Source organism: Horticoccus luteus (assembly GCF_019464535.1).
Lineage (GTDB): Bacteria > Verrucomicrobiota > Verrucomicrobiia > Opitutales > Opitutaceae > Horticoccus > Horticoccus luteus.
Window position 1 is genome coordinate 1,108,819 of the sequence record NZ_CP080507.1, and the last position, 22,058, is coordinate 1,130,876.

At 63.2% G+C, this 22,058-nt stretch carries 20 protein-coding genes and 1 other RNA gene; 11 read left to right on the forward strand and 10 right to left on the reverse strand.

What is annotated here, in order from left to right; translation table 11 throughout:
* Positions 1 to 58 precede the first annotated feature (58 nt).
* From murJ to K0B96_RS04420, 3 genes are all read left to right on the forward strand, one after another.
* Complete coding sequence (murJ, locus tag K0B96_RS04410; protein WP_220164270.1) at positions 59 to 1,612, forward strand: murein biosynthesis integral membrane protein MurJ; 1,554 nt, start codon at positions 59 to 61, stop codon at positions 1,610 to 1,612.
* A 140-nt stretch (positions 1,613 to 1,752) separates the two neighbouring features.
* Positions 1,753 to 2,823, forward strand: coding sequence for an NADH:flavin oxidoreductase/NADH oxidase (locus K0B96_RS04415; protein WP_220164272.1), 1,071 nt, complete (start codon positions 1,753 to 1,755; stop codon positions 2,821 to 2,823).
* 20 nt (positions 2,824 to 2,843) lie between these two features.
* Positions 2,844 to 3,494 (forward strand): NAD(P)H-dependent oxidoreductase, encoded by a 651-nt coding sequence (locus tag K0B96_RS04420; protein ID WP_220164274.1) that lies wholly within the window; start codon positions 2,844 to 2,846, stop codon positions 3,492 to 3,494.
* Here the strand turns inward: K0B96_RS04420 and K0B96_RS04425 are convergent.
* The 4 genes from K0B96_RS04425 to K0B96_RS04440 all read right to left on the reverse strand — a co-directional run bounded on the left by K0B96_RS04425 (position 3,463) and on the right by K0B96_RS04440 (position 10,124).
* Entirely contained in the window at positions 3,463 to 4,392 is a 930-nt protein-coding gene (locus K0B96_RS04425; RefSeq protein ID WP_220164276.1) for a DMT family transporter, read from the reverse strand. The two genes, K0B96_RS04420 and K0B96_RS04425, sit on opposite strands and share 32 nt — an antisense overlap.
* 203 nt (positions 4,393 to 4,595) lie before the next feature.
* A complete protein-coding gene (gene lpdA, locus K0B96_RS04430; protein WP_220164278.1) occupies positions 4,596 to 6,002 on the reverse strand; it encodes a dihydrolipoyl dehydrogenase in 1,407 nt (468 codons plus the stop codon).
* 100 nt (positions 6,003 to 6,102) lie between these two features.
* Complete coding sequence (gene odhB, locus K0B96_RS04435) at positions 6,103 to 7,335, reverse strand: 2-oxoglutarate dehydrogenase complex dihydrolipoyllysine-residue succinyltransferase (RefSeq protein WP_220164280.1); 1,233 nt, start codon at positions 7,333 to 7,335, stop codon at positions 6,103 to 6,105.
* Between the two features lie 38 nt (positions 7,336 to 7,373).
* The gene (locus tag K0B96_RS04440; RefSeq protein ID WP_220164282.1) at positions 7,374 to 10,124 is read right to left on the reverse strand and encodes a 2-oxoglutarate dehydrogenase E1 component; all 2,751 of its coding nucleotides are present in this window, start codon (positions 10,122 to 10,124) and stop codon (positions 7,374 to 7,376) included.
* A gap of 184 nt (positions 10,125 to 10,308) precedes the next feature.
* On the opposite strand from K0B96_RS04440, the gene K0B96_RS04445 reads away from it, so the two are divergent.
* Together K0B96_RS04445 and K0B96_RS04450 are read left to right on the forward strand one after the other, a co-directional pair.
* A complete protein-coding gene (locus tag K0B96_RS04445) occupies positions 10,309 to 10,584 on the forward strand; it encodes a hypothetical protein (RefSeq protein WP_255558845.1) in 276 nt (91 codons plus the stop codon).
* Positions 10,581 to 10,979: a translation initiation factor gene (locus K0B96_RS04450; RefSeq protein ID WP_220164284.1), complete on the forward strand. Its 399-nt coding sequence runs from the start codon at positions 10,581 to 10,583 to the stop codon at positions 10,977 to 10,979. Before K0B96_RS04445 ends, K0B96_RS04450 begins: the two co-directional genes overlap by 4 nt.
* Before the next feature lie 88 nt (positions 10,980 to 11,067).
* Here the strand turns inward: K0B96_RS04450 and K0B96_RS04455 are convergent, their stop codons facing one another.
* The 6 genes from K0B96_RS04455 to leuA all read right to left on the reverse strand — a co-directional run bounded on the left by K0B96_RS04455 (position 11,068) and on the right by leuA (position 18,676).
* A complete protein-coding gene (locus K0B96_RS04455) occupies positions 11,068 to 12,258 on the reverse strand; it encodes a DUF4340 domain-containing protein (protein ID WP_220164286.1) in 1,191 nt (396 codons plus the stop codon).
* A gap of 32 nt (positions 12,259 to 12,290) precedes the next feature.
* Positions 12,291 to 14,189 carry a GldG family protein gene (locus tag K0B96_RS04460; protein WP_220164288.1) on the reverse strand — a complete coding sequence of 633 codons (1,899 nt, stop codon included), beginning with the start codon at positions 14,187 to 14,189 and terminating at the stop codon, positions 12,291 to 12,293.
* A gap of 11 nt (positions 14,190 to 14,200) precedes the next feature.
* Positions 14,201 to 14,926, reverse strand: coding sequence for an ABC transporter permease (locus K0B96_RS04465; protein ID WP_220164290.1), 726 nt, complete (start codon positions 14,924 to 14,926; stop codon positions 14,201 to 14,203).
* Between the two features lie 21 nt (positions 14,927 to 14,947).
* Positions 14,948 to 15,670: an ABC transporter ATP-binding protein gene (locus tag K0B96_RS04470; RefSeq protein ID WP_220164292.1), complete on the reverse strand. Its 723-nt coding sequence runs from the start codon at positions 15,668 to 15,670 to the stop codon at positions 14,948 to 14,950.
* Between the two features lie 156 nt (positions 15,671 to 15,826).
* Positions 15,827 to 16,948 (reverse strand): dual-specificity RNA methyltransferase RlmN, encoded by a 1,122-nt coding sequence (rlmN, locus tag K0B96_RS04475; RefSeq protein WP_220164294.1) that lies wholly within the window; start codon positions 16,946 to 16,948, stop codon positions 15,827 to 15,829.
* 57 nt (positions 16,949 to 17,005) lie between these two features.
* Positions 17,006 to 18,676: a 2-isopropylmalate synthase gene (gene leuA / locus K0B96_RS04480; RefSeq protein WP_220164296.1), complete on the reverse strand. Its 1,671-nt coding sequence runs from the start codon at positions 18,674 to 18,676 to the stop codon at positions 17,006 to 17,008.
* Between the two features lie 272 nt (positions 18,677 to 18,948).
* On the opposite strand from leuA, the gene K0B96_RS04485 reads away from it, so the two are divergent.
* The 6 genes from K0B96_RS04485 (at position 18,949) to K0B96_RS17330 (ending at position 22,057) form a co-directional block, all read left to right on the forward strand.
* Positions 18,949 to 19,539 carry an RNA polymerase sigma factor gene (locus tag K0B96_RS04485; protein ID WP_220164298.1) on the forward strand — a complete coding sequence of 197 codons (591 nt, stop codon included), beginning with the start codon at positions 18,949 to 18,951 and terminating at the stop codon, positions 19,537 to 19,539.
* Positions 19,536 to 19,850, forward strand: a complete 315-nt coding sequence (locus tag K0B96_RS04490) for a hypothetical protein (protein ID WP_220164300.1) — start codon at positions 19,536 to 19,538, stop codon at positions 19,848 to 19,850. The genes K0B96_RS04485 and K0B96_RS04490 overlap by 4 nt, the downstream gene beginning before the upstream one ends.
* Positions 19,847 to 20,302, forward strand: a complete 456-nt coding sequence (locus K0B96_RS04495) for a hypothetical protein (RefSeq protein ID WP_220164302.1) — start codon at positions 19,847 to 19,849, stop codon at positions 20,300 to 20,302. The genes K0B96_RS04490 and K0B96_RS04495 overlap by 4 nt, the downstream gene beginning before the upstream one ends.
* A gap of 43 nt (positions 20,303 to 20,345) precedes the next feature.
* Positions 20,346 to 20,444: signal recognition particle sRNA small type (gene ffs / locus K0B96_RS04500), an RNA gene on the forward strand.
* 54 nt (positions 20,445 to 20,498) lie between these two features.
* Positions 20,499 to 21,647: a DNA polymerase III subunit gamma/tau gene (gene dnaX, locus K0B96_RS04505; RefSeq protein WP_220164304.1), complete on the forward strand. Its 1,149-nt coding sequence runs from the start codon at positions 20,499 to 20,501 to the stop codon at positions 21,645 to 21,647.
* 68 nt (positions 21,648 to 21,715) lie between these two features.
* Positions 21,716 to 22,057, forward strand: coding sequence for a hypothetical protein (locus K0B96_RS17330; protein WP_255558846.1), 342 nt, complete (start codon positions 21,716 to 21,718; stop codon positions 22,055 to 22,057).
* Position 22,058: the final 1 nt, after the last annotated feature.

The window sequence follows — 22,058 nt, forward strand, 5'->3', positions numbered from 1 at the left end:
CGGCGCCGGCGGGGGAAGAACTTGCAGGCGTCGAGACGTTGGCCGCATAACCGGGCGCGTGTCGAAAAGCCTCAAGAACATTGGCATTGTCTCTGCGCTGACGGCGATTTCGCGCGTGCTGGGGCTCGTGCGGGATCAGTTGAGCGCGGCGATTTTTGGCACGAGCGTGATGAACTCGGCGTTCATCACGGCCTTTAATCTGCCGAATCTTTTTCGGCGGCTCCTGGGCGAGGGGTCGTTGACGGCGGCGATCGTGCCGACGTTGCAGGAGGAGTTGCACGAGAGCGGCCGGCCGGGGGCTTACCTGTTGCTGAGCAAAGTCACGAGCTGGCTGCTCGTGGTGACGGGAACGCTGGTGTTGCTCGCGATGATCGCGTTCAGCCAGTCACGGCTGCTGCCGGGGCATGACGAGAAATGGTATCTCGCGGCCGATCTGACGGTGATTCTGTTTCCGTATCTGGCGTTTGTGTGCCTCGCGGCGGCGTTCAACGCGACGCTGAACGTGTTTCAACGTTTCACGGAGCCGGCGTTGTCGCCGATCTGGCTGAACGTGACCATGATCATTTCGCTCGGCGGCGCGGGGTTGCATTGGGCGGACACGGATTTGGGGCGGATGCATTGGTTGTGCGCGGGCGTGCTGGCGGGCGGATTTTTCCAGATGGCGGTGCCGGCGGCCGTGTTGATGCATGCGGGTTGGCGGCCGCGTCTGGACTTGGTGGCCTCGCCGCGGTTGAGAGAGATCGGGCGTTTGATGGCGCCGGGGCTGTTTGGGACGGCGATTTATCAGATCAACGTTTTCGTTTCGCGGCTGCTCGCGTTTTCGTTGAACGACTCGGCGGCGTCGGTGCTCTTTTATGCGAACCGGCTGGTGGAGCTGCCGATCGGGGTGTTTGCGATCGCGGTGGCGACGGTGGTCTACCCGCTGATCGCGAAACATGCGGTGCAACGCGACTTCGCCTCGATGGCGGAAGACTACCAGAAAGGCATGCGGGTGATTCTCGTGATCAACGTGCCGGCGGCGGCGGGTTTGGTGCTGTTAAACGAGCCGATCGTGCGCCTGCTGTTTCAACGCGGGGCGTTTACGGCGGAGGATACCGCGCACATGGCGCCGTTGCTGGCCCTGTTTGCGCTGGGCATGCCGTTTTTCTCGGTGGTGAGTCTGACGACGCGTTCGTTCTATGCGATGAAGGACATGCTGACGCCGGTGATCGTAGCGGGCATCAGTTTTCTGGTGAATCTGGGCCTGAGTCTGCTGCTGATGCGGAGTCTGGAAGCGGCGGGGTTGGTGCTGGCGAGCACGGCGGCGATTGTTGTGCAGACGATCATTTTGCAGGCGTGGCTGGAAAAGCGGCTGCCGCAGTTGTCGTTCGCGCCATTGTGGAAGAGCGCGTGGAAGATCGTGGCGGGGACGGCGGTGATGGGCGGCATCGTGGTGGGCGGCCGCCATGCACTGAAGCGAGTCCTGCCGCCCGGGCATGTGCTGGATCTCTCCGTGGTGCTCGGCCTGATCGTGGTGGGCGCGATCAGCTACGGAATCGTGCTCTGGGTTTTGCGGATCGAAGGACGCGAGGACTTCGAAAAGATGCTGGGACGCTTGCGGGGAAAAAAATGAAGGGCGGATGTTCGCGGGCGGAGGAGAGCGCGTGGCGAGGCGGGAGGAGCGGAGCGTGAGACGCAGATTTTCCGCTTCGTCCGCTGGCGCCCGGCCGCAAAACGTATTTGGTCAGTCCTCAATCACGTTTCCTCTTTTGTATGTCCCATCTTTTTGACGCGTTACGAATCAAAGACATCACGTTGCGCAATCGCATCGGCGTTTCGCCCATGTGCCAGTATTCGTCGGACGACGGCGTGGCGAACGACTGGCATCTCGTGCATCTGGGCTCGCGGGCGGTGGGTGGCGCGAGTCTGGTGATCGCGGAGGCGACGGCGGTAGTGGCGGAAGGCCGCATCTCGCCAGGAGACGCCGGGATCTGGGCCGACAAGCACGTGGAACCGCTCGCGCGGATTAATCGCTTCGTGAAGGCGCATGGGGCGGTGCCCGGCCTGCAAATCGCCCATGCCGGGCGGAAGGCGAGCGCATCACGCCCGTGGGAAGGCGATGCGCATCTGGCGGACGACGCGGGAGGCTGGCCGACGGTGGCGCCGAGCGCGGTCGCGTTTGGCGGCGCGTTGGACAAGGTGCCGGCGGCCTTGAGTCGCGAGCAGATTCGGGGCGTGCAGCAGGCGTTTGTCGCTGCGGCGCAGCGGGCGCTGGCCGCGGGCTATGAGTGGCTGGAGTTGCACGGCGCGCACGGTTATCTGGCGCATGAATTTCTGTCACCGCTAGTCAACGCGCGGACCGACGAATACGGCGGGAGTTTTGAAAACCGCATCCGCTTCGTCGTGGAAATGACGCGCGCCGTGCGGGCGGTGTGGCCGGAGCGGCTGCCTTACGCGGTGCGACTCTCCTGCACCGATTGGGTGGAGGGCGGTTGGGACATCGAACAATCGATCGAACTCGCGCGGCGATTGAAGGCGGAGGGCGTCGACTTGATCGATTGCAGTTCAGGCGGGGCGGTGCCGCGCGTGAAGATCCCGGTCGGTCCGGGCTATCAGGTTTCCTTGGCGGAACGGATTCGGCGGGAGGCCGCCATCGCGACGGCGGCGGTGGGGATGATCACGGAGCCGGCGCAAGCGGACGAGATCGTGCGCGCCGGAAAAGCCGACATGGTATTGCTCGCGCGGGAGATGCTGCGCGATCCCTATTGGCCGTGGCATGCGGCCAAGGCGTTGGGCCACCGCGACGCGATCAAGCCGCCGGTGCAATACGAACGCGCGTTTTGACGGACGCGGCTCCGGAATTCATGAACGCGCTCTCAAGCGAACAACTGGTCGCGCAAATGCGCTGGCGCTACGCTACGCGAAAATTCGATCGCGCGAAGAAGGTGCCGGACAAGGACTGGGCGGCGCTGGAGGAGGTGCTCGTGTTGACACCGTCCTCCATCGGTTTGCAGCCGTGGAAGTTCATCGTCGTGACGGACCAGGCGGTCAAAGACCGGCTGGCGGTGGCGGCATGGAACCAGGCGCAGCCGGCAGACTGTTCGCATTTCGTGGTGTTCGCCGTGCATCGCGATCTCGGGACGGAGCACGTGGATCGCCACGTGGCACGAATGGGCGAAGTGAGAGGCCAGCCAACGGAAGCGCTCGGCAAATTTCGCGAGATGGTGATCCGCAATGTGGACAAGGAGCGGGCGTCGGGCCGGCTCGATACGTGGCAGACGCATCAACTTTACATTGCGCTAGGCAACTTCATGACGGCGGCGGCAATGCTGGGCGTGGATACGTGTCCGATGGAAGGATTCGAGCCGGCGGAGTTCGACAAGATCCTCGGTCTGGAAGGGACGGCGTTTGCGACGGTGGTGAGTTGTGCGGCGGGCTATCGGGCCGCGGACGATCGTTTCGCGACGATGACGAAGGTGCGGTTCAAGCCGGAGGACGTGATTGTGCGGGTGTGAGCCCGGCGGAAGAGGTGCGCCGGCGGCGCAAGGCCGGCAGCGCACTGCCGAAAAGGATCAGCGTCGCGCCGAGGAGTTCGTGCGGGGTGAAGTGCTCGTGGAAAAAGATCCCGCCGCCGACAGCGATGCCGAGCGGGACGAGCATCTGCAGCACCGAGCCTTCGCCGACGGGCAGGTCGAGGAAAGCGCGGGTCATTAGGATCTGGCCGAAACCGGAGCAGAGCGCCGCGATGACCATGAGGGCCCACGCGGCGGCGGGATGCGGACTCCAGTGCAACAGCGCGGGACCGGTGCAAAGCAGGAGGCCGTAGGAGCATTGCGCGCCGAAGATCGTGGCGGTGTGTTCGCCCGCCGCGTGCAGTTGGCGAATCATCACGACGATGTAGGCGGACGCGAACGCGGTGAAGATGGCGATCCAGTCGTAGAAGCCGAGGCCGGCGCCGCGACCGAAGGGATCAGTCAGCAACGCGAGGCCGACGAGAGCGGCGGCACTGCCCGCGGCGAGGAGGGGACGGAAACGTTCCCCGAGCAGGAAGACGGCGAGCAATGCGCCGAGCACCACGTAGGTGTTGTTGATGAACGTGGCGCGGCCGGCGCCGAGATGGACGACGGTGAGATAGTAACCGTAGACGCCGAGCGCGCCGAGGGAGCCGCGCAGGATGAGCAGGCGGCGTTGGTAAAGATGACGCGGTTGAAAGGCGGCGGGGCCCACGCCGTAAACCGTGAGGATCAAGCCCAGCCCGATGGCGAAACGCACGGAGGCGAGGAGCCAGACGTCGACAGATTGCACGGTGCCGAGCGCGCGGATGAGGAGCGCGTTGGCGGTGAAGCAAACGGCCGAGCCGAGCATGGCGAGGAGGCCATGGCGGTGGCGGGAAGTGGAAGCAGACGCGGTCATGGAAGTGGAGGCCGAGCGGCGCGGGCACAAAAAAACCGCGCCGGGCAAGGCGCGGTTGCGAGAGCGGAGATTGAAAATGGATTCAACTCGCGACGCACCGACGCCCCGGCACGCGGAGAGCGCGCCAGACGCGAACCGAGCGACGAAGCGATTTGATCATGGGCGGAACGTTGGGAAAGCTGCGCGGCACAGGCAAGAGCCGTTTACAGCGCATGGATCGCGCTCTTGCTGACGGCGAGGCCAGCTTCCTTGACGGCTTCGCTCATCGTGGGATGCGCGTGAATCGTGCGGCCGAGATCTTCGGCGCTGCCGCCGTATTCCATGTGCGTGACGACTTCGCTGATGAGTTCGCCCGCGCCGTGGCCGAGAATCTGCGCGCCGAGAATCCGGTCAGTCTTGGCGTCGGCGATGATCTTCACGTAGCCATCGGTGGTATCGTTGGCGATGGCGCGGCCGTTGGCGGCGAAGTTGAATTTGCCGACGTTGACAGCGCGGCCGGCGGATTTCGCGGCGTCTTCGCCGAGGCCGACGCTCGCGACCTCAGGCGCGGTGTAAACGATGGCGGGAACGAGATCCCAATTGATGTGGCCCGCTTTGCCGGCGATCCATTCGGCGACGGCCACGCCGTCTTCCTCGGCCTTGTGCGCGAGCATCGGGCCGGCGACAACATCACCGATCGCCCACACGCCGGGAGCGGTGGTTTTCAAGTGCGCGTCAACTTTCACCCGTTTCTTTTCGTCGAGCTGCACGCCGGCTTTTTCGAGGGCGAGACCATCGGTGAAGGGGCGGCGGCCGACGGCGACGAGAACTTTATCGGCGGGGAATTCGAGTTTTTTGCCATCGCGCTCCGCGGTGAGCGTGCCGTTGGCGAAGCCGGTGACTTTGGCGCCGGTTTCGATTTTCACGCCCTGCTTCGTGAGGAGGCGGGTGAAATTGCGCACGATGTCGTCGTCGTAGGTCGCGATGATTTTCGGCAGAAACTCCACGACGGTGACCTCACTGCCGAGGCGCGACCAGACGGAGCCGAGTTCGAGGCCGATGGCGCCGCCGCCGACGACCACGAGTTTTTTCGGGACGGTGGGGAACGCGATCGCGTGATCGGAGGAGACGACCGTGGCGCCGTCGAACTTCATGAATGGGAGCTCGACGGGAGCGGAGCCTGTCGCGATGACGACGTTTTTGGCGGTGAGGCGGGTGCGAGGTGCGGGCACTCCGCCGGCATCAGCAGGGGCGACTTCCACGGTATTCGCCGAGATAAAGGCAGCGGTGCCGGTGACGACGGTGATCTTGCGGGCTTTGGCGAGTTGCGCGACGCCGCCGACGAGCTTGGTGACGACGTCGTCCTTGCGTTTGAGAAGGGCGGCGAGGTCGAGTTCGACAGTGGGCAGTTTGATGCCGTGCGCGGCGGCGTGGCTCTTCGCGAACGTGAATTGCTCGGAGGAGTGGAGGAGCGCCTTGCTGGGAATGCAGCCGACGTTGAGACACGTTCCTCCGAGAGAGGGGCGTTTGTCGATGAGCGCGACTTTGAGGCCGAGTTGAGCGGCGCGAAAGGCGCAGACGTAGCCGCCCGGGCCGGCACCGATGACAATGAGATCGAATTCAGAAGCCATGAAAGGAGCGAGGGTTGGATGGCCAGCAGCAGAGCGGCGGAGAGGTCGGCGGCGAAATGCGCGCCACTTTGGAGGCAGAGGCGCGCGCGCCGAGGAACGGTTAGATTCCGATCACGAGCCGCGCAGGGTCCTCGATGGCCTGCTTGATCTTCACAAGGAAGGTGACGGCTTCGCGGCCGTCGACAAGGCGGTGGTCGTAGCTGAGCGCGAGATACATCATCGGGCGGATGACGACCTGACCGTTCAGCGCGACGGGGCGTTCGTTGATGGCGTGGAGGCCGAGGATGGCGCTCTGTGGCGGGTTGATGATCGGCGTCGAGAGCATGGAGCCAAAGATGCCGCCATTGGTGATGGTGAAGACGCCGCCTTCGAGGTCGGCGAGGGTGATCTTGCCGTCGCGGGCGCGTTTCGCGACATCGCCGATGGCCTTTTCGATGCCGGCGAGATCGAGGGTTTCACAATTACGCACGACAGGGACCATGAGTCCGCGCTCCGTGGAAACAGCGACGCCGATGTCGTAGTAGTGATTTTCGATGATGCTGTCGCCGTCGAGTTGGGCGTTGACGGCGGGCACTTCCTTGAGGGCGTGCACGACGGCCTTGGTGAAGAACGACATGAAGCCGAGCTTCACGCCGTTTTTCTTTACGAAGTCGTCCTGATACTTGCTGCGCAGCGCCATGACGGCGGAGAGGTCGACCTCGTTAAACGTGGTGAGCATCGCCGCGTCGTGTTGGGCCGCCACGAGGCGTTGGGCGATTTTCGCGCGCAGAGGGGTGAGTTTGCGACGTGTCTGGCGTTCGCCTTTGGCGGCCGCGGGTGCCGGGGCAGGAGCCGCAGACGGGGTGGCGGCGGGCTTCGCGACCGACGTGGGCGCGGGGGCAGCGGCGGGCTCGTCGGGTTTCTTTTCCGCGGCGGCCAGAATGTCGCCTTTGGTGACGCGGCCGGCTTTGCCGGTGCCGCTGACGGTGGCGGGATCGATGCCGCTCTCGGCGGCGATGCGGCGCACGGCGGGCGAGACGGGAGTGTCGGCGGCGGGAGCGGCCGGCTGGCCCGCCGGAGCAGGAGTTGACCCGGAGGCGGGAGCGGTGGCGGCGGCCGCCTCGGTGTCGATGCGGGCGACGACTTCGCCGATCTTCACTTCGGCGCCGGTCTCGGCGAGGAGCGTGATGCGGCCGGCGGCTTCCGCGGTGGCTTCCGAGGTGATCTTATCGGTTTCGAGTTCAAACAGCGGCTGGTCTTTTTTGACCACGTCGCCATTGGCGACATGCCATTTCGCGATTACACCGGACACGATGGATTCACCCATCGGGGGGATTTTTACGTCGAGAGCCATGAGAAAAGGTGGGTGGGGGAAATGAAAACGCGGATGCGTTACGCAGTTAGCGCGTCCTTGAGGAAGGCTTGCAATTCAAGTTTGTGCAACGCCAGGGAGCCGACGGCGGGCGACGCGGAAGCATCGCGGCCGGCGTAATGCGGTTTCCGCCCGAAGATGGTTTCCAACTGCGGTGCGATGTAGCTCCAAGCGCCCATGTTTTGGGATTCTTCCTGGCACCAAACGAGGCGGGCGTCGGCGTATTTTTGCGCGATTTCGGCCAGACGTTCGGTGTGCAGCGGGTAGAGTTGCTCGACGCGCACGAGGGCGATGTCGGTGAGTTTGTTTTTTTCGCGGTAGTCGCAGAGGTCGTAATAGACCTTGCCGGAGCACAGGACCACGCGGCTGGCGGTGGCGACCGTGTCATCGAGGATTTCTTGAAAGGCGCCGCTGGTGAAATCGTCGATGCGCGATGTGGCCGCGGGGTGACGGAGCAACGATTTGGGCGACATCACCACGAGCGGCTTGCGGAAATCGCGTTTCATCTGGCGGCGCAGAATGTGGAAAAACTGCGCGGGGGTGGTGAGGTTGGCGACCTGGATGTTGTTCTCGGCACAAGCCTGGAGAAAGCGTTCGAGGCGCGCGGAGGAGTGCTCGGGCCCCTGACCTTCGTAGCCGTGCGGAAGAAGGAGCACGATGCCGCTGGCGCGTTGCCACTTGGATTCGCCGCTGACGATAAACTGGTCGATGACGACCTGAGCGCCGTTGGCGAAATCGCCGAATTGCGCCTCCCACAGGCAGAGCATCTGCGGGTAGTCCAGAGAGTAGCCGTAGTCGAAACCGAGCACGGCGGCTTCGGAGAGCAGCGAATTATAAACGCAAAACTTCGCCTGGCCTTCTGCGAGGTTGACCAGCGGGGTGTAGGTCTCGTGCGTCTCGGCATCGTGCAGCACGGCGTGGCGATGACTGAAGGTGCCGCGCTGGCAATCCTGTCCGCTGAGTCGAACGGGCGTGCCGTCGAGCAGGAGCGTGCCAAATGCGAGGGCTTCGCCGAAGCCCCAATCCACGGGACCGCCGGCGGTGTGCGCTTGCGCGCGGTGGTCGAGGAAGCGTTTGATTTTGCTGTTGAGCTTGAAGTTCTCGGGGACGGTCGTGAGGCCGCGCACGACTTGGGCCAGGACCTCGGGAGTGACGCCTGTCGGGACAGGTTGGTGGTGATATTCCGGTTGGACGACGGCGGTGGAGCCGTGGAATTTGCGCGCCTCCATCTCGGCGAGCCGCTTGGCGGAGCGGGTGGTTTCGCGTGCCTTGGCTTTTTCGAGGTTGGCTTCGAGGGCGGCGGTATACTCGGCTTTCACCGCCTCGGATTCCTCGGCGGTGATGGTGCCTTCGGCGATGAGCTTTTGGCTGAGCACTGCGGAAACCTGCTCGTGGCTGGCGATCTTGCGGTAGAGCGTCGGCTGGGTGAACGCGGGCTCGTCGCTCTCGTTGTGGCCGTGGCGGCGGTAGCAATACATGTCGATCACGACGTCGCGTTGGAAGCGTTCGCGGAAGTCGAGCGCGAGCTGCATCGTCATGCAGACGACTTCGGGATCGTCGCCATTCACGTGGAACACGGGCGCTTCGATCATTTTGGCAACGTCCGTGCAGTAGCGCGTGGAACGGGCGTCGATAGGATCGGTGGTGAAGCCGATCTGGTTGTTAACAATGAAGTGGACCGTGCCGCCGGTGCGATAGCCGGCGAGCTGCGAGAAGTTCATGGTTTCGGCGACCACGCCTTGGCCGGCAAACGCGGCGTCGCCATGAATCAGCAGAGGCAGCACGCGGCGGCGCTCAGTATCGCCACGGATGCGCTGCCGGGCGCGGGCTTTGCCCTCGACGACGGGGTCAACGATTTCCAAGTGCGAGGGATTGGCGGCGAGCCGGACTTCGACTTGATGGCCGGAGGAGGTTTGGAGAACAGCCTCGTAACCCAGGTGATATTTGACGTCGCCATCGCCACCGACGGCATCGGGGATGTAGTTTTCCGAAAATTGTTCGAACAGGAGATCGAACGACTTGCGCATCACGCTGGTGAGGACGTTGAGGCGGCCGCGATGGGCCATGCCCATCACGACCTCGTCGACACCGGCCGACGGGCAATGCTCGATCAAGGCGTCGAGGGCGGCGATCATCGTTTCGCCGCCTTCGAGCGAGAAGCGTTTCTGGCCAACGTATTTGGTGTGGAGAAACCGCTCGAAGAGTTCGGCCTTGTGAACGCGGCGCAGGATGCGGATTTTTTCCGCGCGGGAGAAGTGCGGCTGATTGCGGATCGGCTCCATGCGATCCTGCAACCACTGGCGGACCTCGCCGTCCTGAATGTGCATGTATTCGACGCCGATGTGTTCGCAATAGGTGGCGCGGAGCGCATCGACGACGGCGTGCAGTTTCATCTGCCCGCCACCGAGATAGGTGCCGACGTCAAAACTCGTATCGAGATCGGCTTCGGTAAGCCCGAATTGCCCGATGGAAAGTTTGGGATGAGCCGGGGGCGCGTCGCTGAGCGGATCGAGATGCGCTTGGAGATGCCCGAGGGCGCGATAGGTGTTAACGAGGTAGTGGACGTTCGACTGCTTGAGGCTGTCGATGATCGGCGGATGAGATTCGTCGAGTGCGGCGGCGGGGGCGGTCGTGCCGTTACTGCCCAAGGTGAAGCCTTGGAAAAACGCCCGCCAGGTCGGATCGACGGAGTCGGGGTTTTGACGCCATGTTTCGTAGGCGGCCTCGATGAAAGCGGCGTTGGCGCCGGTAGGAATGTTCAGCGAATTCATGTTCCGATTAGAAAGCCGCACGACTGCACGACAGCTGGACACCTGTACCGCAGTGCGGCTTATAAGTAAAATTTGTCTTCGGACCAAACCATAGGACGGCGTGCGGCACAAGCCCCCTGCGGCCGGCTCCGAGGATTGCATTGCGCCTTAACGTCAGTAATAGCCGGATTAGTTCCTCATCCCTATGAGCGCCGAAATTAAAATCAAAGATGCGTTGGCTGCCTTGTTCGCTGGAATTGCGCGAGGGGATGGTGCGGTCGTCATGATGGAGACGACGAAACTCGACGATTTGCTCGCCAATCACCGGGCGGCGCTGCATCCGCAATTACGACATTTTCTCGAAGGGCGCAGCTACGCCAAGGCGTTGATGTTTCTCGGTGGCGAGACGGATATTCCGGTCGGCGCCTGCGGGGGCGGACAAGCGCGTAAGGCAGGCGGGGCTGGAGGCGCAAGCGCATGAGTGGCAACGGCAAAGTGCCCACGTCCGGTGGCCACGGGCTGGGTCAAAATCCATTTGGCGCGCTGAACGCGAGCGGATTGCCGGTGGGGCCATCGCCGGTGCCGCCCGGTGCGCAGCCAACAGATGCGCGGCCGGCGCCGATGGCGAAAAACCGCGGGCGCGTCGACATCGTGCGGGAGACCGGTGGCCGGGGCGGGAAAACCGTGACGGTGGTCAAAGGTTTTGTCGGGATCGGCGCACTCGAGAAGGAGCAACTGGCGAAGAAAATGCGCGCGGCATGCGGGTGCGGTGGCACGGTGAAGGAGGGCCAGATCGAGCTCCAAGGCGACAAACGCGAGCAAGTCGCCAAGATTCTCGCCGACGCTGGGTTTCGTCCCGTGTTTGCCGGCGGCTGAACGCCGGTCTTCCGAGGCAACGCGCGCGGAGTAAGGGTGGCGGAACCGGCGCGGCGGTGGAGTGCCGGCGCTGGAGCGCGGCGAAGCGTCAAGGCTTCGTGGCACCGGTGGGCGTCGGCGCGGGCGGCGGCGTTTTGCCGGCGGGTGCGGAAGCCGGCGTGGGCGGCGGAGCGTTTTCGAAAAGATCGGCGGGCGAGTTCGGCAGCGAAGTAAAGGCGTAGTCGTAAATCTTAAACGCACGTTTCTTCATCAGTTCGTTGATCGGCGCCGCGGAGTCGCTGCTCATCACGCGGACGAAAACCGGCCCGGCGGGAGTCGTTTCGAATTCGGGTTCGACCTTGGGCGCAGGCTGCGCGGATTTGCCGTCAGCGGCCTCGCCCCCTTTGGCCACGTCTTTCGACGTGCCGAGTGAAGCCACGCCGCCTTTTTCCGGGGCGGGCGGCTTCAGCTTTTTTTCCTCAGGCGTGCGGGCAAACGTCACGGTGAGCGTTTGGCCATCGAAGGTTTTGAGAGTGACGCTGCGGGTATGTTTCTCGGCGGCTTGAGCGGCGGCATCGTCCGGCGCGGTAGTGTCGGAGAAATGCAAGCCGGTCACGCTGCCGAGCAAGGAAGTGAGTTTGGCGCCATTGAGCTGACGGCCTGCGGGTGGGTTATCCGCGTGGAACGCCTCGCCCTTTTTTGCACGCAAGGCGTGGACCGAGGCGCCATCGGAGAAGGTGAGTCCCACGCTGGCCACGTCTTCGGGTTTCACCTGCACCAGAGTCGTGTCGGCCCAGTTTTTCGAATCAGTATCGATCCAGCCGTTGAAGTCAGCGAGGTAGGCTTTCTGTTCGTTGTCGAAGCGAACGTAGCGTCCACCGGCGTCGGCCGTCTTGCCGAGATCGAGGCTCCATTCCGGTTTGTTGCTGGCGTCGAGCAAACTGATTTGGGTGCCCTTGAAGTCGAGGCGCGCAAGGCGGTCGGGGCGGGTGGTGACGAGGCGCTGGAATTTCGCGTTGCTGAGTTCGCCGACGAATTGGCTGATCTTGGAAAAGTCGGCGGGGAAATCGTAATAACTGGCGACGCGCCAGGTGGCATCGGGCTGGCGGGCGAGAAGCACGGTTTTGCCGTTGTCGGTGAGCCGGAGTCGCGCGGCTTTTTCGAGCGCGGCATTGTCGACCAGCGACTGGCCGATGCGCGGATCGACACCGGTCGGAGCGGCGGGCCGCCGCAGCCAATAAACGGCACCCGAAACCAGGAGGAGGAGGCCGACGACAAGAACGAGGGTGCGCAACTTCATGAGCAAGAAAGGAGAGGGCCGGTCGCGGAAGGTCAGCGGCGGCGGTGACGATAAAACCAGATGCCGAAGAGGCCGACGAGGAGGGGCGAGGCGAGGAGGTTGATAATGAGGAGGCGATTGCCGAGCGACTCGATGCCTTCACGCAAGGCGGCGCGAATCTGCCGGCGTTCGCCGCGAATGGCGGCCTGCTGCTGGCGGAAATCGTCGATGGCTTTGGCGATTTCGGGGGTGGCGACGAGGCGGTTGCCTTCGTTTTTCTTGCCCTGCAGCTCCGTGAGCTTCGCTTGCACTTGCGAGAGGCGGGTGTCGAGTTCGGTGAGCTTCTCTTTGTATTTTTGCTGGGCCTGGACTTCCATCGCTTTCACGACAGTGAACGGTCGCAACGAGGTGCCTTTTCCGCGGATGGAGATCAGGTCCTCCGAACCGCCGAGGAACTCGACGGTGTTGGCGGCGAAGGCGAGATTGTCGTTCAAGGGTTGCGCGGCGGTCTGACCGAAGAGGTTGTATTTACGAACGCTGTAGTCGTCGAAGAGCCAGTCGGTGTCGGCGACGACGAAGAGCGTCGAGGTGCCTTTCGATTCCTTGAGGGCGGGCGTCGGGTGCGCGTGATCGGCGGATTCGGTGTCTTTCTTTTCGCCGGGTTTGGCGGGCTCATCTTTCGGGGCGCCGTCGGGGAAGGCGGTGGTGAACTTGCCGGTGACGAGCGCGGCGATGGTCTTTTTGCCCGTGGGCGTGATTTGTTTCGCAATCTCGTCGGGCTGCGCGAACTGCAAGGCCGCCGCGGCGACATCGCCGGCTTGGGGCGAGGTTTGCACCAGGGGGGTGAATGTGGTCGCGCTGCCTGGTTGGGCGGAGAGCGAGCCGGCTTCGATGAACATCGCGGAGTTGAGCTGGGCGGTGGGCAGCGCCTTCGCGTTGAAGTCGTCTTTTGTGAGACTCAGCCAGATCGGGTAGCGCGTGAGGGCGCCGTTGGCGGTCTGCACTTGCGTGGCCTTTTCCAGATCGCCGACCACCTTGGTCGGGTCGTAGTGGATGCCGTAAGCGGAGAGTAATTTCGGCAGATCGCTGGAGACGTTGGGTTGCGGCCCGCCATACATCGCCTGCTGGCCGCCCTGGCGTTTGAAGTATTGCGACGACGGATCGACGGCGAGGAAGACGGGTTTGCCGCCGAGGAGGAACTGATCGATGGCGAACTGAAGTTTCGGCGTGAGATTTTCCGGGTGCACGACGGCGAGGACATCGAGGCCGGCGGGCAACTCGGTGGCGGTCGCTTCGACGGGCACGATGTTAAAGGTGTCGCTCCACTCCTCGATGACGAACTGGCCCGGTTGCGGCTGGCGGTGCATCATCGCCATCATCTGCATTTCCTGCGGGCTGGTGCCCTGCAACGGAAGGCTGGTGATCAGGCCGAGCTTCGGCTTGTCGATGAGTTGCACGCTGTAAACGAGCTTCGACAAATCGTATTCGAGAAACTGTTCCCGGTTGGGGTCGAAGTTGGGAATGGTCTTTTGCTGGTCCGCTTGGGTGACCACGAGGCCGAAGTAGAACGGTTCACCACCTTGTCGCGACACCTGCGGCTGCAGACCGGCGGCGGTGGCCTTTTCCTCGGCGGGCGTATCCGGCTTCGGGTTGATGATGTTGAGGGTGAGCTTGCCGTGGGAGGCGCGCACGTATTGGCGCAGCATCTCCCGCACGCGGGCGGCATAGTTTTTATAAGCGATGGGCAGGCCGCTGGCGTCTTTGGAAAAATATAAATCGAGCGTGATCGGGTCTTCGATTTTCCCCAGCATCGTCTTGGTGCCGGGGGAGAGCGAATAGATCGAGTCGGCGGTGGCGTCGAGGCGCGCCGGAATGGACGACGCGAGGTAATCGACGAGCACGAGCGCGACGAGCAGGAGGAGAATGGCGGCCGTTTTGGTTCCGAATTTCATGGCGGGCGCGTTTAGCGTTCGAGCGCGACGACGTTGAGAAACAGGGTGAAGCCGATCAGCGAGAGAAAGAAGACGAGGTCTTTCGGATCGATGATGCCCTTCGTGAAGGCTTCGAAGTGGGTGATGAAACTGAAGTTGGCGAGGACGTCAGCCACGCTGACCGGGAACCATTTTTCCAACGTGTCGGTGAAACCGCTGTAGCCGAGGAAAACGAGAATCGCGCAGGCGCCGACGCTGGCCACGAAACTCACGACTTGGTTCTTCGTGAGAGCCGAAGTCAGGGTGCAGACCCCGAGATAGCCGCCGGCGAGCAAGATGGCGCCGAGATAGCTGGTGAGAAGCACGCCCCAATCCGGGTCGCCCAGATAGGCGACCGTGATCGCCATCGGAAAACTCAAGAGCACCGCGAGTGAAAGAAAGGCCCACGCGGCGAGAAATTTTCCGAGCACGGCGTCGAGCGTCGTGATCGGCAAAGTGAAGAGCAGTTCGAGGGTGCCGGAGCGCTTCTCCTCCGACCAGAGGCGCATCCCGGCGGCCGGCACCAGGAAGAGGAACAGCCACGGGAAAAACATGAAGTAGCGGTCGAGACTCGCGACGCCGGATTCGAAGAACCCGCCGAAGCGCGAGAACGCGAGCGCGACGGAGAAGAACAGAAAGCCGATGAGAAACACATACGCGACGGGCGAGCGGAAATAGCCGAGGAACTCGCGTTTGAAGACGGGACAGACTTGTTTCATGAGCGAAGCTTGGTCGGGGGCTCAGAGATCGCTGCGCGTGAGCTCGTAGAAGATTTCGTCGAGGCGCGCGCCCGGCTGGCGGGCCTGGAACTGCGCGGGCGTTTCGTCGATCACGAGTTGGCCGCGGGAAATAATGATCACGCGCGTGCAGATCGCCTCCACCTCCTCGAGGATGTGCGTGGAGAGGATGACCGCCTTTTCGGTGGCCATGTTTTTGATCAGCGCGCGCACTTCGTTTTTCTGATTGGGGTCGAGACCATCCGTCGGCTCATCGAGCACGAGCACGGAGGGATCGTGGAGGAGCGCCTGGGCAAACCCCACGCGTTGCTTGTAGCCTTTTGAGAGCGTTTCGATCGTTTGTGTGCGCACGCTTTCAAGGTGCGTGAGGCCGATGGCGCGGTTGACGACGGCGAGCCGCTCGGGGCGGCGGCGGAAGCCGCGCGCTTCGGCGATGAAGCTGAGGAATTCCTCGGCGGTCATTTCACCGTAGGCGGGCGCGCTCTCGGGCAGGTAGCCGATGGTGCGCTTGACGGCGAGGGGCTCGCGGGTGACGTCGTGACCGTCGACGACGGCGGTGCCGGCGTCGGGCCGGAGGAAGCCGGTGATCATTTTCATCGTCGTCGACTTGCCGGCACCATTGGGGCCGAGGAAGCCGAGGATCTCACCGCGGTTCACTCGAAACGACACGCCGTCGACAGCGCGTTTGGAACCGTAGGTTTTCACCAGGCCTTGAACTTCGATCATGGGGCGGAGGAATAAAATCGGCTGAGAAATGCAGCGGGCCAGAGTGTTCCGTGTATTTCGAGGCGCGAAAGAGGGCGTAAAATTTCTTTGCCGTTTCGTTTCAAGGATAATCCTCGCGATTGCGAAACGTTGGCAAAGCGCCGGGGCGGGGACAGGCTACGGGAGAGGCGCGGCGACGGCGCGGTCTTTCTCTGTTTTCAAACGCAACTGGCCGCAGGCGGCGTCGATGTCGTGGCCCTTTTCGCGGCGCAGGGTGACGGAGATGCGCGCATCGCGCAGGATATCGGCGAAGCGTTCCTGGCGGGTGAGCGAGGGGCGCTTCCACGGCAGGCCTTCGACGGTGTTGTAAGGAATGAGGTTCACGTGGGCGTGGAGGTCGCGCGCGATGTCCCGCAGTTTTTCCGCCTGCACGAGGGAGTCGTTGACGTCCTCGATGAGGATGAACTCGAGCGTGATCATGCGCCCGTGCTGGAGGGAGAACTCGCGCACGGCGGGGAGGAGTTTCGCGAGGGGAAACGCCTTGTTCACCGGCATGATTTTCTCCCGCACTTCATCGGTGGCGCCATGGAGGGAGATGGCGAGGCGGAAGCCGAGCGGCTCTTGCGCGAGCTTGAGAATCTTGGGGACGAGGCCGCTGGTGGAAACAGTGATGCGGCGGGCGCCGAATCCGAGGCCCCATTCGGCATTGAGGATCGTGAGGGCGCGGATGAGGTTGTCGTAGTTGGCGAGGGGTTCGCCCATGCCCATGACGACGATGTTGTCGAACGAGGCGAGTTCGGCGCGGGCGCGGGGCGTGCGGGCGTCTTCGCGGCGGCAGACATGCAGCAACTGGGCGACGATCTCACCCGCGTTAAGATCACGTTTCAGCCCGGCAAGGCCGCTCGCGCAGAATACACAGGCCATCGCGCACCCGACTTGGGTGGAAATGCAGATCGTCTTGCGCGAGTGGTCGACGCCGACGCCTTCCTGCGGTGCGCGGATGATGACGGTCTCGATGAGCGAACCGTCGCGCATTTCGAGGAGGAGCTTGTCGGTGACGTCGGCGGAATGTTTTTCAATGACGAGCGACGCCGGGACGAGGTCAAAGGTCTCCGCGAGCCACGCCCGAAAGGGTTTCGGCAGGTTCGTCATCTCATCCCACGAGGTGACGCGTTTTTTATACAGCCACTCCAGGATTTGCTTCGCCCGGAACGCAGGTTCGCCGTGTTCGCGCAGGCGGGCGGTGAGCGACTCGAGGGTCTCGCCCGTCAGCGGCGTTTTGGCCGGGATGAATTTCATGGACGGTCAGGGTAGCCGCCGGCGGCGCGGGGCGCAACCGGCGGCAGGAGGGCGCAATCAGGATTTGGAGGCGAGCGTGCGGTTGAGCGCGCTGACGAGGGCTTTGAGGGGCGCGCGTTCGATGTTTTCGTCGATGCCGGCGCCGAAGCAGTTGCGGCCGTCGGCCGTTTTTACTTCGACGTAGGAAACGGCGCGCGACTCTTCGCCCTGTTCGAGCGAGTGCTGCGTGTAGCTGAGGAGTTTGAAGGGCGGCAGGTCGGCGGTGCCGAGGGCGTGTACGAAGGCGGCGACCGGGCCGTTGCCGACGCCGCTGATGAGACGGCGTTCGCCATTCCAGAACAGTTCGGCCTGGCAAGTGACTTCGTGACCGCGCGCGAGAGCGAGGAATTCGCCCAAGGCGAGAGGCGCGGCGCGGCGGATGTATTCGTCGAGAAAGGCTTCGTGAATCTGCTCGGGAGTGAGCTCGGTCTTCAGGTTGTCGGCGAGGTCGTTGACGAGTTTGCCGATCTCCTTGTGCATCGCCTTGGGGAGCACGAGACCGAATTCCTTTTCGAGAATGTAGGCGACGCCTCCTTTGCCGGACTGGGAATTGATGCGGATGATGGCCTTGTAACTCCGGCCGATGTCGGCGGGGTCGAGCGGAATATAGAGCACGTCCCACGGGGCGTCGGGTTGCTGTTTTTCCCAGGACTTCTTGATGGCGTCCTGGTGGGAGCCGCTGAAGGCGGTGAAGACGAGTTCTCCGGCGTAGGGCTGGCGGGCGGGAACGTCCATGCGCGTGCACCGTTCGTAGGTTTCGCGAATGTGATTGAGGTCGCTGAAGTCGAGGCCGGGATCGATGCCGTGGGTCAAGAGATTGAGGGCGACGATCACGATATCGAGGTTGCCGGTGCGTTCGCCGTTGCCGAAGAGCGTGCCTTCGACGCGGTCGGCGCCGGCGAGCAAGGCGAGCTCCGTGGCGGCGACGCCGGTGCCGCGGTCGTTGTGCGTATGGAGCGAAACGACCGTGAGATCGCGCCGCGTGAGGTGCGTGCACATCCATTCGATCTGGTCGGCGTGCACGTTGGGCGTGGCATACTCGACGGTGGCGGGAAGATTGAGGATGATCTTATTCTCCGCGCTGGGCTGCCAGACGTCGGTCACCGCCTCGCAGATTTCCAGCGAAAAATCCAACTCGGTGCTGGTGAAGCTCTCGGGCGAATACTCCAAGCGCACGCGCGTGCCGGCGGCGATGAGCGGGCGGGCATGCTCCTTCAAAAAGGCGACGGCGTGCGTGGCGATTTTGACGATGTCGGCGCGTTCCGCGTTGAACACGTAGCGGCGCTGCGCGGGCGACGTGGAGTTGTAGAGGTGGAAAATGACGTTCTTGGCGCCTTGGAGGGCTTCGAGGCTCCGTGTGATCAAGTCCTCCCGGCACTGGCAGAGGATCTGGATGGAGACGTCCGCCGGAATCCGATTCTCGTCGATCAGCCGGCGGATGAAATCGAACTCAATTTGCGAGGCCGAAGGAAAGCCGACTTCGATTTCCTTGAACCCGATCGCCACCAGCAACTCGAAGAACTCGATTTTTTCCGCCACGTTCATCGGCTGGGCGAGGGCTTGGTTGCCGTCGCGGAGATCCACACTGCACCAGGTCGGCGCACGCTCGAGCGTGCGGTTGGGCCATTGCCGCTCGGGCAGGTTGACGGAGGGGAACGGGCGATACTTGGAAACGGGGGAAGACTTCATGGACGAGGAGAAATTGACGTGAAACAGCGGGAAGGGAAACTACCAAACGCCGCCGGAACCGGCGGCGGAAAAACGGACTGGGACACGCACGACCAGCCGCTACGCGGCATCGCGATCGTGCGTTCAAGTAAGTCGAAGTCCTGCGTCCTGAAAAGACATGAATTGGCCGCACAAAGCGCGTGCACGCGGCCGGTGTCAAGCGCGCCGTCCCTGTAACTTGCGAGTGTGCGACTCGTCTTGCGTGATGTGTATGGACTGCTCTCCATGTCGGCATGGCGGATGAACCACCTTTCGATTTGCCAGGATGCCTGGCGAAGGTGCGCCAACGCGACCAGCTCGCGGCCCGCGAATTGGTGGAGCACCTTTATCCGCTGGTCATTCGCATCGTGCGGGCGCATCTGCCCCGGCGCGTCCCCGAGGAGGATCTCGCGCAGGAGGTGTTCATGAAAATGTTCACCCGCCTCGAGCAATATCAGGGCAACGTGCCATTTCCGCACTGGGTTTCGCGGATTGCGGTGACGACTTGCATCGACCACCTGCGGGCGCAGAAGCGCCGCCCGGAATTTCGTTGGGCCGATTTGTCGGAAGGCGAGGCCGAGGTGCTGGACAACGTGCTCACCGACGACCGCGACGTGCGGCCAGGCGAGGCGCTCGCCACGCAAGAACTGCTCCACAAACTCCTCGACCAGCTCAAACCCGAAGATCGCCAGGTGATCCAGCTCCTCGATCTGGAACAGAAGACGATCGCGGAAATCAGCCAGCTCACGGGCTGGAATCAACCGCTCGTGAAAGTCCGCGCATTTCGTGCGCGACGGAAATTGCAAAAACTGTTTCAAACCCTCCAACAAAAGGAACGTGCATGAACCGGCCTGATCCACTCCAGCCTTGGTGGCGCCTGACTGCCGCGGCCCGTCGGGCGCCCATCGCGCGCGACGAGGCGATGCCGTATGGTTTTGCCACGCGGGTGGTCGCCCGCGCTTTTGCGGACATGCCGGTGGCGTCGACCTCGTTGTTCACGCAGCTTTCCTGGCGCGCTTTCGGCGTGGCGGCGGCGCTCGCGCTCGGATTTCTCGCGGTCAACTTTCAAAGTCTCACGCAGCAGCAGCCGATTGAAGACACGGTGCTCAACGCTGATCCGGTGTCCGCCGTGCTCGACCTATCCTCCGGCTCATGAACAAACGCTGGCAGGTATTTGTGGCATGCCTCGGGATTTTTGCCGCGGGGGCGCTCTGCGGCGGAGTGGTGGCCTTGCGGTATTCGCGAGGCAGCGGCGGCTGGCACGCCATGGAGCGTGGCCACATCGCGAAGCAACTGCTGGACCGCTGGACGACGGAATTGAATTTGACGCCGGAGCAGCAGGAGAAAATCCGGCCGATTCTGCTGCGTGGCGATGACGAGATGCGGAAGTTGCGCAGCGAATCGTTTCGCAACGGCACCGCGGTGATGGAGCGCATGCAGGCTGAAGTTTCGGCCGTGTTGTCGCCGGATCAACGGACCAAACTTGAGGAGTTGCAGGAGCGGTTCCGGCGCCGACTGAATACGCGCAAGCCCCGCGAAGGTCGCGGCGAGGGACGGCCGTCCAAAGGCGCGGGCGAGTCGCCGCCAGCGCCGCCTCCGGAGTCCTGAAATAGCGCTTGCGCAGCGGCAGACGCCGCGCATGGTTCGCGCCGGCCAGGTCCTGTGCAAGGGCAGGCGCGTGAACTCCGCCAGGGCCGGAAGGCAGCAACGGTAACGACGTCCTCCTTGTGCCGCAGGGTGCCTGGCCACTTTTATTTTGGAATTTGATTTTCGCTTTGGCGGATTGGCGTTTTAGCTACCAGCAGTGTCTTCCTCGAGTTACCAAGTCATCGCGCGCAAGTGGCGTCCGCAGACCTTTGACGATGTCGTCGGGCAGGACCATGTGGTGCGCACGTTGAAGAATGCCATCGCGCGCAACCGGATTGCGCACGCCTACCTCTTCGTCGGGCCGCGGGGCACGGGGAAAACCTCGACCGCGCGCATTTTCGCGAAAGCCCTCAACTGCACGGGCGGCCCCAACGCCGATTTCGACCCGAACGATCCGGCCTGTCTGGCGATCGCCGACGGTTCGCATCTCGACGTGATGGAGATCGATGGCGCTTCGAACAACGGCGTCGATCAGGTGCGCGATCTGCGCGATACCGTGCAATACGCGCCGGCGCAGGGAAAATACAAAGTCTACATCATCGACGAAGTGCACATGCTCTCGGCCCAGGCGTTCAATGCCCTGCTGAAGACGCTGGAAGAGCCGCCGGAGCACGTGAAGTTCGTGTTCGCCACGACCGATCCGCAGAAGGTGCTGCCCACGATTGTCTCGCGGTGCCAGCGCTTCGATCTAAAGCCCATTCCGCCGGCCCTCATCGTGGAACGGCTGAAGAAAATCGGTGCGGCCGAAGGCATCAAGGCGAGCGACGCCGCGCTGCAATCGATCGCCCGCATGGCGGATGGCGGCATGCGCGATGCGCAGTCGATTTTCGATCAGATGATTTCGTTTTGTGGCAACGAAATCGGCGAGGCCGACGTGCTCGATGTCTATGGCCTCGTCGCCGCAGAAAAGGTGGCCGAACTTGCCGCGGCAGTGGCGGCCGGAGATCACCAGAAATTGGTGGCGATTATCGACGAGTGCGACCGCAACGGGCGCGACTTGGTGCGCTTGCTCGCCGATCTGCAGGCGCTGGTGCGTGATGCGTTGATTGATGCGATCGCGCAAGGCGGACGGACCGGGAAACTCGGCGTCCTCATGACGACCGAGCAAATGACCCGGCTGCTCGACGGATTGCGCGAAGGCGAGGGCGACGTGAAGCTCGGGCTCGCAGAAAAGATCAATTTCGAAGTCACGCTGCTCAAAGCCGTGGAGGCGAGTCGCGCGCGAGCGATCGACAGCTTGATCAAGGAGCTTTCCGCGCTGGCGGACGAGTCACCGAGCGCGGGCGACGAAAAAAAAAAGGCCTGATCGGCCGGCTTGAGGAGCGGCTCACGGCCGCGCTTCTGAGCAGCGCCGAAACCGCGGGTGGCGCGGCCGTGGTTGCAATCGTGGCGGCAGACGAGGAAGCCGCCGAGGTGGCGGGGCGTCGCCCACCAGTCGCGCAACCCGAGACCGCGACGACGGGAAGCGGGGACGATGAGCCGCCGAACTGGCCTGACGAATCGGTGGAGTCGGCGTTTTTGGCCGAAGCCAGCGCACGCGGCGAGGCGGTGACGCCCGCGCAGCCCACTGATAATGCGAGCCGCGAACCGCTGCCTGGTTTGGACGAGCTGGTGCAGCGTGTGCCCGTGGAAGTGCGTGCCGTGCTGGACGAGTTGTTTCGCGCCCGCTTCGTCAGCGTGCAACGCGTGCCGGAGTCAGCTTTGAAGCGAGGCTGAC

Coding starts and splice junctions, on each gene's coding strand:
- K0B96_RS04420 (WP_220164274.1), top strand. CDS start 2,844: ATGAACGCGCTCTCAAGCGAACAACTGGTCGCGCAAATGCGCTGGCGC.
- K0B96_RS04445 (WP_255558845.1), top strand. CDS start 10,309: ATGAGCGCCGAAATTAAAATCAAAGATGCGTTGGCTGCCTTGTTCGCT.
- K0B96_RS04415 (WP_220164272.1), top strand. CDS start 1,753: ATGTCCCATCTTTTTGACGCGTTACGAATCAAAGACATCACGTTGCGC.
- K0B96_RS04425 (WP_220164276.1), bottom strand. CDS start 4,392: ATGACCGCGTCTGCTTCCACTTCCCGCCACCGCCATGGCCTCCTCGCC.
- K0B96_RS04450 (WP_220164284.1), top strand. CDS start 10,581: ATGAGTGGCAACGGCAAAGTGCCCACGTCCGGTGGCCACGGGCTGGGT.
- odhB (WP_220164280.1), bottom strand. CDS start 7,335: ATGGCTCTCGACGTAAAAATCCCCCCGATGGGTGAATCCATCGTGTCC.
- K0B96_RS04485 (WP_220164298.1), top strand. CDS start 18,949: ATGGCGGATGAACCACCTTTCGATTTGCCAGGATGCCTGGCGAAGGTG.
- leuA (WP_220164296.1), bottom strand. CDS start 18,676: ATGAAGTCTTCCCCCGTTTCCAAGTATCGCCCGTTCCCCTCCGTCAAC.
- K0B96_RS04470 (WP_220164292.1), bottom strand. CDS start 15,670: ATGATCGAAGTTCAAGGCCTGGTGAAAACCTACGGTTCCAAACGCGCT.
- K0B96_RS04490 (WP_220164300.1), top strand. CDS start 19,536: ATGAACCGGCCTGATCCACTCCAGCCTTGGTGGCGCCTGACTGCCGCG.
- K0B96_RS04495 (WP_220164302.1), top strand. CDS start 19,847: ATGAACAAACGCTGGCAGGTATTTGTGGCATGCCTCGGGATTTTTGCC.
- K0B96_RS04455 (WP_220164286.1), bottom strand. CDS start 12,258: ATGAAGTTGCGCACCCTCGTTCTTGTCGTCGGCCTCCTCCTCCTGGTT.
- K0B96_RS04440 (WP_220164282.1), bottom strand. CDS start 10,124: ATGAATTCGCTGAACATTCCTACCGGCGCCAACGCCGCTTTCATCGAG.
- rlmN (WP_220164294.1), bottom strand. CDS start 16,948: ATGAAATTCATCCCGGCCAAAACGCCGCTGACGGGCGAGACCCTCGAG.
- lpdA (WP_220164278.1), bottom strand. CDS start 6,002: ATGGCTTCTGAATTCGATCTCATTGTCATCGGTGCCGGCCCGGGCGGC.
- K0B96_RS04460 (WP_220164288.1), bottom strand. CDS start 14,189: ATGAAATTCGGAACCAAAACGGCCGCCATTCTCCTCCTGCTCGTCGCG.
- K0B96_RS04465 (WP_220164290.1), bottom strand. CDS start 14,926: ATGAAACAAGTCTGTCCCGTCTTCAAACGCGAGTTCCTCGGCTATTTC.